Here is a 12384-nt window from a genome sequence, read left to right as displayed (position 1 = left end):
GCGCAGGACACGGGCGTCCAGGGCCTCGGGCGCGACACCTCCCGAGGGCACGACGTACGCGACGAGCCGCGGGCCGGAAGGCCCGTCCGTACGCACGGCGGCCACGGCGTCGGAGACGCCCGGGTGGGAGCGCAAAGCGGCTTCGACTTCACCCAGCTCGATGCGGAAGCCGCGCAGCTTCACCTGGCCGTCCCGGCGGCCCAGGAAGTCGATATTGCCGTCCGGAAGGAAGCGCGCCAGGTCTCCGGTGCGGTACATGCGCGCGCCGGGCTCGGTGCTGAAGGCGTCCGGCACGAAGCGCTCGGCGGTGAGCTCCGGGCGGCGCAGGTAGCCGCGCGCGACACCCGCTCCGCCGATATACAGCTCACCCGTGACACCCACGGGCACCGGCTGCAGCCTCGCATCGAGGATGTAGAGCGCCGTATTGGCGATGGGCCGGCCAATGGGGACAGCCCCATGGACCAGGCCGCTCTCATTCAAGTCATGGATGGAGCAGCCGACGACAGTCTCGGTGGGGCCGTACTCGTTGATGAGACGCACACGCGGGGCCAGCTGGCGCCAGCGCTCCACGGTGGCGGCGGGCAGTGCTTCGCCACCGACGACGAAGGTGCCTTGCTGGAGAGCCAGCTCCTGGGCAGACATCAGGTCCAGCAAGGCCTGGAAGTGGGCGGGAGTGAGCTTGACCAGGCCGTGGCGGTGAAGCCGAAGCGATTGTGCGAGGGCCTCCAGCTCATTGCCGGAGGGAAGCAGGTGCACGGAGCCGCCAGCCAGCAGCGGCGTGAGGAGGCTGGTGAGGGTGGCGTCGAAGGCGACGGAGGTATGCACCGGGGCGCTCTGCCCGGAGGACACGCGGTACTCCTGGAGTGCCCACGCGAGGTAGTGGGCGATGCCCTGCTGCGTGACCATGACGCCCTTGGGGCGGCCGGTGCTGCCGGAGGTATAGAGGACGTAGGCGAGGCTTTCGGCCGTTGCCGTGGCTTCAAGATGCGAGGCGGGGTAGCGCGAGAGCAGCGGCGCCTCCGCGTCGAGAAGCACGTAGAGCTCACCGCGCGAGGGCAGCTCGTCCGCCAGGTGCTCCACGGTAATGACGACCGGGGCCGCCGAGTCGGCCAGCATGAAGCCGAGGCGCTCGGAAGGGTAGGTCGGGTCCAGCGGAACGAAGGCGCCTCCCGCCTTGAGGACGCCGAGCATGGCCGTCACCAGCTCCAGGGAGCGCTCCAGGAAGAGTGCGACGAGGGTGTCTGGGCCGATGCCCAGTGAGCGCAGGTGGTGCGCCAGCTGGTTGGCGCGGGCGTCCAGCTGGGCATAGGTGAGCGAGTCGTCGCCGAAACGAAGGGCCACCGCGTCCGGAGTGCCACGGGCCTGGGCTTCGAAGAGGTGGTGGATGCAGCTGTCGCGGGGGATGTCGCGGGCGGTGGCGTTCCACTCCACCAGCACCTGACGCTGCTCCTCCTCGGACATCAGCGGCAGGCAGGACACCGGTGTCTCGGGCCTTGCCGCGGCGGCCTCCAGCACCGTGCCCAGGTGCCGCACGAGCCTGTCGATGGTGGCGGGCTCGAAGAGGTCGGTGCGGTACTCGCACGTGCAGGTCAGGCCCTGCGCTGATTGGAAGATGAAGAGGGTGAGGTCCAGGCGCGAGGCGGCCTCGTGGGTGCCCTCGGGCGTGAGGGTGAGGCCGGGCACCTTCAGTCCGGTGGTGGGCTGGTTCTGGAGCACCAGCTTCACCTGGAAGAGGGGCGCGTGGCCCAGGCTTCGCTCGGGGTTGATGACCTTGACCAGCTCCTCGAAGGGCAGGTCCTGGTGGGCATAGGCGTCCAGGGCGGTGGCTCGCACGCGGCCGAGCAGCTCGCGGAAGCTCGGGTCTCCGCCCACCTGGGCGCGCAGCGCCAGCTGGTTGATGAAGAAGCCGATGAGGCCTTCGGTCTCCGCGCGGGTGCGGTTGGCGATGTCCGTGCCGATGACGAAGTCCTCCTGCCCCGAGTACCGGGAGAGGACCACCTCGAAGCCGGCGAGCAGCACCATGAAGAGGGTCGTGCCCTCTCGGTGGCAGAGGGCCTGGAGCGAGTCGACCAGTGCGCTCGGCAGCACGCGCGTGTGATGCGCGCCGAGGAAGCCCTGGACGGCCGGGCGGGGCCTGTCGGTGGGCAGCTCCAGCAGGTGGGGGGCGCCCGCGAGGTGCTCGCGCCACCAGGACAGCTGTGCTTCGAGGGCCTCACCCTGGAGCCAGGAGCGCTGCCAGGCGGCGTAGTCGGCGTACTGCACCGGCAGCCGCGGCAGGGAGGAAGGCTGACCCTGGGTGAAGGAGGCGTAGAGGGCCGCCACCTCGCGCACCAGCACGCCCATGGACCAGCCGTCCGAGACGATGTGGTGCATCGTCAGCAGCAGCACGTGCGTGTCTTCGCCCAGCCGGAGCAGTGAGCCCCGCAGCAGCGGGCCTGTGGCGAGGTTGAAGGGACGCAGGGCTTCTGCACGCGCCAGCCGGCGGGTCTCTTCCTCGCGCCAGGCTGTGGGCAGGTGCGTCAGCTCCACCCGGGCCAGGGTGAAGTCACCGGTGGGGTGGATGCACTGCACCGGCTGGCCTTCACGCGAGATGAAGATGGTGCGCAGCGTCTCGTGGCGGCGCACCACCTCGGCCAGCGCACCCTCCAGTGCGTCTGCGTCCAACACGCCCGTCAAGCGGAGTGCCACGGGGATGTTGTAGGTGGCGCTATCGGGGTCCAGCTGATCGACGAACCACAGCCGCTGCTGGGCAAAGGACAGCGGCAGCTCGCCCGTGCGAGGCGTGGGGGTGAGTGGAGGCAGGGTGAGGCCCTGGGCTTCCCTACGGCGGGTCTCTACCTGCTGCGCCAGCTCAACCACCGTCGGGGCGGAGAACAGCTCGCGCAGGGAAAGCTCCACGCCGAAGAGGGCGCGGATGCGGGAGAGGAGCTGGGTCGCCAGCAGCGAGTGGCCACCCAGCTCGAAGAAGTCGTCGTGGATGCCGACCTGGGCAACACCCAGCAACTGGCACCAGAGGTCGGCCAGCATGGCTTCGGTGGAGGTGCGCGGGGCGGCAGGCTCGGAGGCCACCGCATGGATTGCGTCCGGGGCGGGCAGCGCCTTCCTGTCCACCTTGCCATTGGGCGTCAGTGGCAGGGCGTCCAGGTGCACGATGATGGAAGGCACCATGTACTCGGGCAGCTGCCGGGCGAGGGCCTCGCGCAAGGCCTGCGCCTCCAGGGCCTCCGCGGCGGCACCTGCTGCGGGCACGACGTATGCGACGAGCCGCGGACCGGAAGGCCCGTCCGTGCTCACGGTGGCCACGGCATCGGAGACGCCAGGGTGGGAGCGCAGTACGGCCTCGACTTCGCCCAGCTCGATGCGGAAGCCGCGCAGCTTCACCTGGCCATCCCGGCGGCCCAGGAAGTCGAGGTTGCCGTCGGGCAGGAAGCGCGCCAGGTCTCCGGTGCGGTACATGCGCGCGCCGGGCTCGGAGCTGAAGGCGTCCGGCACGAAGCGCTCGGCGGTGAGCTCCGGGCGGCGCAGGTAGCCGCGCGCCACGCCCGCTCCGCCGATATACAGCTCGCCGGTGACGCCCACCGGCACCGGCTGCAGCTGCGCGTCGAGAATATAGAGGGCGGTATTGGAGATGGGCCGGCCGATGGGCACCAGGCCTCGCGCCAGGCCGTCCCGGCTGACGTCGTAGATGGAGCAGCCGACGACTGTCTCGGTGGGGCCGTACTCGTTGATGAGGCGCACCCGCGGGGCCAGCTGGCGCCAGCGCTCCACGGTGGAGGCGGGCAGGGCTTCGCCGCCGACGACGAAGGCGGCCTCCTGAGAGGCCAACGCGTCGGGGGCCATGAGCTCCAGCAGGGCCTGGAGGTGGGCGGGGGTGAGCTTGACGAGGCCGTGGCGGTGAATGCGGAGGGAGTGAGCAAGCGCCTCCAGCTCATTGCCAGGGGGCAGCAGGTGGAGGGTGCCGCCAGCCAGCAGGGGCGTGAGGAGGCTGGTGAGGGTGGCGTCGAAAGCGACGGAGGTATGCACGGGGGCTGAGAGCCCCGGCGTCAGGCGATACTCCTGCTGAGCCCAGTGGAGGTAGTGGACGAGGCCGAGCTGGGTGACCATGACGCCCTTGGGGCGGCCGGTGCTGCCAGAGGTATAGAGGACGTAGGCAAGGCCTTCGGCCGTTGCCGTGGCTTCAAGAGGCGAGGCGGGGTAGCGCGAGAGCAGCGGCGCCTCCGCGTCGAGAAGCACGTAGAGCTCACCGCGCGATGGAAGCTCATCCGCCAGGCGCTCCACGGTAATGACGACCGGGGCCGCGGAGTCGGCCAGCATGAAGCCCAGGCGCTCGGCGGGGTAGGCCGGGTCCAGCGGGACGAAGGCGCCGCCCGCCTTGAGCACTCCGAAGACGGCCACCACCATCTCGATGGAGCGCTCCAGCAGGAGGGCGACGAGGGTATCGGGGCCGATGCCCAGAGAGCGCAGGTGGTGAGCCAGTTGGTTGGCGCGGGCGTCCAGCTGGGCATAGGTGAGGGAGTCCTCACCGAAGCGAAGGGCGATGGCGTCGGGAGTGCGCTGAGCCTGGGCCTCGAAGAGCAGGTGGACGCAGCTCTGGCGGGGGAAGTCGCGTGCGGTGGCGTTCCACTCCACCAGCAGGCGCTGGCGCTCGGCGGAGTCCATGAGCGGCAGCGCGGAGATGGAACGCTCCGGGTCGGCGACGATGCCCTCCAGCAGCGCATGCAGATGCCCGGCCATGCGCTGCACGGTCGAGGCCTCGAACAGGTCCTCGGCGTACACGAGGCCGCCGCTGAAGCCGTCAGGCGTCTCCTCCAGGACGAGGCCCAGATCGAACTTGGCCTGCAGCGACTCGGGAGGGAGCGGGTGCAGGCGCAGCCCTGGCGCCTGCAGCGGGCCCATGGGGGTGTTCTGGAAGGTGAAGTCGACCTGGAAGAGGGGCGAGTGGCCCAGGCTGCGCTGGGGCCGCAGCTCCTCGACGAGCTTGTCGAAGGGAAAATCCTGGTGCTCGTAGGCGGCCAGGGTGGTGGTGCGCACCTGGCCCAGCAGCGACAGGAACGAAGCCCGCGCGTCAATCCGCGTCCGCAGCACAAGGCTGTTGACGAAGAAGCCGATGAGGTTCTCGGTTTGGGCGTGGGTGCGGCCGGCGATGGGCGAGCCGACGACGATGTCTTCCACGCCGGAATAGCGGTGCAGCAGGACCTGGAAGCCGGTCAGCAGCGTCATGAAGGGCGTCACGCCCTGGCGGGTGGAGAGGCGCTTGAGGGACTCGGAGAGACCCCGCGGCAGGCGCACGGGCAGGTGCGCGCCACGGTGGGACTGCACGGCGGGGCGCGGCTTGTCGGTGGGCAACTCCAGGACATGGGGCGCGTCAGCGAGGTGGTCGCGCCACCAGGACAGCTGCGCCTGGAGGGCCTCGCCCTGCAACCAACCCCGCTGCCAGGCCGAGAAGTCGGCGTACTGCACCGGCAATTGCGGCAGCGCAGAGGGCTGCCCCTTCGCGAAGGCGGCATAGAGAGCCGCCGCCTCGCGCACCAGCACACCCATGGACCAGCCGTCGGAGACGATGTGGTGCATGGTGAGCAGCAGCACGTGCACTTCGTCGTCCAGCCGCAGCAGCGAGCCGCGCAGCAGCGGACCGGTGGCGAGGTTGAAGGGACGCAGGGCTTCTTCCCGCGCCAGCCCGCGGGCTTCTTGCTCGCGCTGCTCGGGAGGCAGTCCCGTCAGATTCACCCGGGCCAGGGAGAAGTCAGTGCCGGGGTGGATGCACTGCACGGGCTGACCCTCGCGCGAGACGAAGGTGGTGCGCAGGGCCTCGTGACGGCGCACCACTTCGGCCAGCGCACCCTCCAGTGCCTTCGCGTCCAGCGCGCCCTCCAGGCGCAAGGCCACGGGGATGTTGTAGGTGGCGCTGTCGGGCTCCAGCTGATCGATGAACCACAGCCGCTGCTGGGAGAAGGACAGCGGCAGCGCGTCCGTACGCGGCACTGGGACAAGGGGAGGCAGGGTGAGGCCCCGGGCCTCCCTGCGGCTCTTCTCCACCTGCTGGGCGAACTCCGCGAGCGTGGGGGCCGAGAACAGCTCCTCGAGGGACAGCTCGACCTCGAAGAGGGTGCGGGTGCGGAAGATGAGCTGGATGGCCAGCAGGGAGTGGCCGCCCAGCTCGAAGAAGTGGCCGTGGAGGCCCACGCGCTCCAGGCCCAGCACCTGGGCCCAGAGGTCGGCCAGAAGGATCTCTGTGGAGGTGCGCGGAGCGACGTACTCGGAGGCCGCCACATGGGTTGCATCCGGTGAGGGCAGCGCCTTCCTGTCCACCTTGCCATTGGGCGTCAGCGGCAGGGCGTCCAGGTGCACGAGGACGGAAGGCACCATGTACTCGGGCAGCTGCCGGGCGAGTGAATCGCGCAGGGCACGGGCGTCCAGGGCCTCTGCGGCGGCACCCTCCGCGGGCACGACGTACGCGACGAGCCGCGGGCCGGAGGGCCCGTCCGTACGCACGGCGGCCACGGCATCGGAGACTCCAGGGTGGGAGCGCAGGGCGGCTTCGACTTCGCCCAGCTCGATGCGGAAGCCGCGCAGCTTCACCTGCCCATCCCGGCGGCCCAGGAAGTCGAGGTTGCCGTCGGGAAGGAAGCGCGCCAGGTCGCCCGTGCGGTACAGCCGCGCACCGGGCACGGTGCTGAAGGCGTCCGGCACGAAGCGCTCGGCCGTCAGCTCTGGGCGGCGCAGGTAGCCGCGCGCCACGCCCGCGCCGCCGATGTACAGCTCGCCGGTGACGCCCACCGGCACCGGCTGCAGCTGCGCGTCGAGAATATAGAGGGCGGTATTGGAGATGGGCCGGCCGATGGGCACCAGGCCTCGCACCAGGCCGTCCCGGCTGACGTCGTAGATGGAGCAGCCGACGACAGTCTCGGTGGGGCCGTACTCGTTGATGAGGCGCACACGCGGGGCCAGCTGGCGCCAGCGCTCCACGGTGGCAGCGGGCAGTGCTTCGCCACCGACGACGAAGGTGCCTTGCTGGAGAGCCAGCTCCTGAGCAGACATCAGGTCCAGCAAGGCCTGGAGGTGGGCGGGAGTGAGCTTGACCAGGCCGTGGCGGTGAAGCCGAAGCGATTGTGCGAGGGCCTCCAGCTCATTGCCGGAGGGCAGCAAGTGCACGGAGCCGCCAGCCAGCAGGGGCGCGAGGAGGCTGGTGAGGGTGGCGTCGAAGGCGACGGAGGTATGCACCGGGGCGCTCTGCCCGGAGGACACGCGGTACTCGCGCAGGGCCCAGTGCAGGTAGTGGACGAGGCCGTGGTGAGGCACCATGACGCCCTTGGGGCGGCCGGTGCTGCCGGAGGTATAGAGGACGTAGGCGAGGCTCTGGGCCGTCACCCCGGAGTGCGGAGGTGACTGGGGCTGACGTGAGAGCAGCGGCGCGTCCGTGTCGAGCAGGACGCGGTGCTCGCCGCGAGAGGGCAGCTTGCCGGCCAGGGGCTGCACGGAGAGGACGACGGAAGCAGCGGAGTCGGCCAGCATGAAGCCCAGGCGCTCGGCGGGGTAGGCCGGGTCCAGAGGCAGGAAGGCGCCACCGGCCTTGAGGACGCCCAGCACGGAGACGAGCAGCTCGACGGAGCGCTCCAGCAGGAGGGCAACTGGAGTCTCAGGGCCGACGCCCAGTGAGCGCAGGTGGTGCGCCAGTTGGTTGGCGCGGGCGTCCAGCCAGGCATAGGTGAGGGCGTCGTCGCCGAAGCGAAGGGCGACGGCGTCCGGAGTGCCGCGGGCCTGGGCCTCGAAGAGGTGGTGGGCGCAGGTGTCGCGAGGGAAGTCATGGGCGGTGGCGTTCCACTCCACCAGCAGGCACTGGCGCTCGGCGGAGTCCATGAGCGGCAGCGCGGAGACGGGGTGAGCCGGGTGGGCGGCGATGGCCTCCAGCAGCGTCTGCAGGTGGCCGGCCATACGCGCCACGGTGGATGCGTCGAACAGGTCCGCGGCGTACAGGAAGTGGCCCCTGAAGCCGTTCGGGGACTCCTCCAGCACGAGGCTCAGGTCGAACTTGGTCGGCAGGGAGGCCAGGGCGAGCGGATCCAGGCGCAGACCAGGAACCTCCAGCGGACCCATGGGGGCGTTCTGGAGAGTGAAGCTGACCTGGAAGAGAGGCGAGTGGCCCAGGCTGCGCTGGGGCCGGAGCTCCTCGACGAGCTTGTCGAAGGGAATGTCCTGGTGCTCGTAGGCCCCCAGGGTGGTGGTGCGCACCTGGCTCAGCAGTGCGAGGAACGAGGCGCGCGGGTCGATCCGGGTCCGCAGGGCCAGGTTGTTGATGAAGACGCCGATGAGGCCTTCGGTCTGCGCATGGGTACGGCCGGCGATGGGAGCGCCGACGACGAGGTCCGCTGCTCCGGAATAACGGTGCAGCAGGACCTGGTATCCAGCCAGCACCGTCATGAACGGTGTCACGCCCTGACGCGTGGAGAGGCGCTTGAGAGACTCGGAGAGCGCATGGGGCAGGCGCACGGGCAGGTATGCGCCGCGGTGGGACTCGACGGCGGGGCGGGGCCTGTCGCCAGGCAGCTCCAGCACCTGGGGCGCGCCGGAGAGGTGCTCCCGCCACCAGCCCAGCTGGCTTTCCAGCACCTCGCCTTGAAGCCATGCGCGTTGCCAGCCGGCGTAGTCGGCGTACTGCACCGGCAGCTCGGGCAGGAGCGAGGGCAGGCCCTGGGCGAAGGCGGTGTAGAGGGCAACCACCTCGCGCACCAGCACGCCCATGGACCAGCCGTCCGAGACGATGTGGTGCATCGTCAGCAGCAGCACGTGCGTGTCTTCACCCAGCCGGAGCAGCGAGCCGCGCAACAGCGGGCCGGTGGCGAGGTTGAAGGGGCGCAGGGCTTCTTCTTGTGCCAGCCGGCGGGCCTCTTCCTCTCGCCGGGCCGGGGTCAACCCGGTCAGCTCCACCCGGGCCAGGGCGAAGTCAGCGCCGGGGTGGATGCACTGCATCGGCTGGCCTTCGCGCAAGGCGAAGGTGGTGCGCAGCGTCTCGTGACGGCGCACCACTTCAGCCAGCGCGCCCTCCAGGGCCTTCGCATCCAGCGCGCCTTCCAGGCGCAGGGCCACGGGCACGTTGTAGGCGGCGCTATTGGGCTCCTGCTGGGCGACGAACCACAGCCGCTGCTGGGCGAAGGACAGCGGCAGCTCGCCCGTGCGGGGCACCGGGACGAGGGCCGGAAGAACCCGGGCCCGGGTGGCTGCGCCCAGGAGCCCGGCCACGCCCGCGACGGTGGGTGCCTCGAAGAGGGAGCGCAGGGGCAGCTCCACGCCGAAGGTGGCGCGGATGCGCGAGACGACCTGCGTGGCCAGCAGCGAGTGGCCGCCCAGCTCGAAGAAGTTGTCGTGGATGCTCACGCGCTCCGCTCGCAGCACCTCGCTCCAGAGCGTCGCGAGCAGTTGTTCTGTGTCGTTGCGCGGGGCCGCGTAGGTGGAGGTCCCCACGGGAGCCTCCGGCGCAGGCAGGGCCTTGCGGTCCAGCTTGCCGTTGGGCGTCAGCGGCAGCGCGGCCAGCGCCACGAAGGCCGAGGGCACCATGAACGCCGGTAGCCGCTGCTGGAGCGAGGCGCGCAGCGCGGCCATGTCCAGCACGGAGGGCTCGCCCTCGGAGGGCACCACGTACGCGACGAGGCGCTTGTCCCCGGGCACGTCCTCGCGCGCCACCACCACCGCGTCGCGCACGGCGGGCGCCGCGCGCACCGCCGACTCCACCTCACCCAGCTCGATGCGGAAGCCGCGCACCTTCACCTGGAAGTCGAGCCGGCCCCGGTACTCCAGCGTCCCGTCGGCCTTCCAGCGCACCTGGTCGCCGGTGCGGTACATGCGCGCGCCGGGCTCCTGGCTGAAGGGGTCCGGCACGAAGCGCGCGGCGGTGAGGTCCGGCCTGCGCAGGTAGCCGCGCGCCAGCCCCACGCCGCCCAGGTACAGCTCCCCGGGGACGCCCACGGGCACGGGCCGCAGCGAGGTGTCCAGCACGTACGCCTGCGTGCCCGACAGCGGCCGGCCGATGGACGGCGGCAGGGCGGAGCCCGGCGGGACGAGGGCGTAGGTGGAATACGTCGTGTCCTCGGTGGGGCCGTAGAGGTTGTAGACGGCCCGCACGGTGCCGGTGGCGTAGAGGGCCTGGGCCAGCGAGGCCGGCAGCGGCTCTCCGGCCAGATTGACGGTGCCCACGCCGGGGGGCAGTGCCCGCTGCCGCACCAGCTCCGCCATGGCCGAGGGCACCGTGTTGACGAGCGTCACCTCCCGGACTGCCGGCAGCGAGGGCAGCGCCAGCACGTTGTCCGCCAGGACCACGCACCCGCCCCCGCTCAGCGGGACGAAGAGCTCGAAGACGGACAGGTCGAAGCTGACGGACGTGGCGGCCAGCACGCCGGAGAGCTGCTCGGCGGAGAAGGCCTCCAACGCCCAGTGGATGAAGGCCACGGCACTCCGGTGCTCCACGGCGACGCCCTTGGGCCGGCCGGTGGAGCCGGAGGTGTAGAGGACGTAGGCCAGGTGGTGGGGCTGGCTGGAGCGCGGGAGCGGGTGCGTGGGCTGGTGGGCCAGGGCGTCGAAGCCGTCCAGCAGCACGGGGTGCAGGCCGGGGCGGGACAGGCCCGGGGCCAGCGAGCGCTGGGTGACGAGTACCGGGCAGCGCGCGTCGTCCAGGGTGTAGGCCAGCCGCTCCGCGGGGTAGGCCGGGTCCAGAGGGACGTAGGCGCCACCCGCCTTGAGCACGCCCAGCAGGGCAATCACCAGCTCGGCGGTGCGCTCCAGGCAGACGGCGACGAGCACCTCGGGCCCGACGCCCAGCGAGCGCAGGTGCCAGGCGAGCTGGTTGGAGCGAGCATCGAGCTCACGGTAGGTGAGCTGCTGGTCCTCGAAGCGCATGGCCACCGCTTCGGGTGTACGGACGGCCTGGGCCTCGACGAGCTGGTGGACGCAGGCCTCGCGCGGGAAGGGAGTCGCGGTGGCGTTCCACTCCTTCACCACCTGCCGCCGCTCCGCCTCCTCCATCAGCGGCAGCTCGGACAGGCGCCGCTGGGGCGCGGCGACGATGCCCTCCAGCAGCGTCTGGAAGTGCCCCAGCATCCGCTCCGCCGTGGTGCTCTCGAAGAGGTCCGTGCGGTAGACGAGGGCCACGCGCAGCCCCTGGGGCACCTTCGTCACCAGCAGGGACAGGTCCAGCTGGCTGGCGCCGCTGTCCACCGGCTGGGCCTCCATGACGAGGCCCGGCACGCGCAGCGGGGGCAGTGGCGCGTTCTGCAGGGCGAACATCACCTGGTACAGGGGAGAGACGCCCAGATGGCGCGCGGGGCGCAAGGCCTCCACGACCTTCTCGAAGGGCACGTCCTGGTGCGCGAAGGCGTCCACGTTGAACGCGTGCACCCGGTCCACCAGCTCCAGGAAGGACGGGTCGCCGGACAGGTCCGCGCGCAGGGCCAGCGTGTTGACGAACAGGCCGATGAGGCCCTCCAGCTCGGCGCGGTTGCGGCCCGCCACGGGCGAGCCCACCACCACATCCTCCTGGCCGCTGTAGCGCGCCAGCAGCACCTGCCAGGCGGCGAGCAGCACTGGGAAGAGCGTGCGGCCCTGGCTCCGCGCCAGCTCCTCGAGGGCCTGGAGCAGGCCTGGCGACAGCACCACCGTGTGGCGCGCGCCGTGGGAGCTGGCGATGGCGGGCCGGGGCCTGTCGCCGGGCAGCTCCAGCACCGCGTCCGCGTCCAGCCGCTGGCGCCACCAGGAGAGCTGCGAGTCCAGCACCGCGCCCTCCAGCCAGTCCCGCTGCCAGGCAGCGAACGCGGCGTACTGCATGGGCAGCGGCGGCAGCGGCGAGGGCCTGCCCTGGGCGAAGGCGCCGTAGAGCGCGGCCACCTCCTGTACGAGGACTCCCAGGGACCAGCCGTCGGAGACGAGGTGGTGCACGTTGAGCAGCAGCAGGTGCTCGCGTGCTCCCAGCCGGTACAGCACCGTGCGCAGCAGCGGGCCCTTCTCCAGGTCGAAGGGCTGCCGCGCCTGGGCATCCAGCCCGCGCCAGGCCTCCGCCTCGCCCCCGGCGGCGCCCTGCACGTCCACCACGGGCAGGGCCACCTCCACCGAGGCGGCGATGTGCTGCTGCACCCGGCCATCCTGCTCGACGAAGGTGGTGCGCAGCGGCTCGTGCCGCAGCACCAGCTCCTGCAGCGTCCGGCGCAGGCCGTCCACGTCCAGCTCGCCGGACAGCCGCACGGCGATGGGCTGGTTGAAGGCGGCGCTGCCGGGGTTGAGCCGCTCCTGCACCCACATGCGCTCCTGGGAGAAGGACACCGGGGCACGGTGGACGGAACGGCTCTTCTCGCGCAGCAGCTCGGCGAGCCGCGCACGCTTCTGCTCAGGGGTAGGCGCCAT

1 protein-coding gene (only partly in view) is annotated in these 12384 nt (G+C 71.2%); it reads right to left on the bottom strand.

What is annotated here, in order from left to right; genetic code table 11:
- Window positions 1-12384, bottom strand: partial view of a non-ribosomal peptide synthetase gene (locus tag G4D85_RS39875; protein ID WP_164019495.1) — the 5' portion only. Its footprint begins 15348 nt before the window's first position; only the first 12384 of its 27732 coding nucleotides appear in the window; the start codon lies at window positions 12382-12384; its stop codon lies off the left edge, out of view.

It is taken from the genome of Pyxidicoccus trucidator (genome assembly GCF_010894435.1).
In the GTDB taxonomy this organism is placed as follows: domain Bacteria; phylum Myxococcota; class Myxococcia; order Myxococcales; family Myxococcaceae; genus Myxococcus; species Myxococcus trucidator.
Note: the sequence above shows the minus strand (reverse complement) of the source record. Positions and strands in the feature narration are given on the sequence as shown.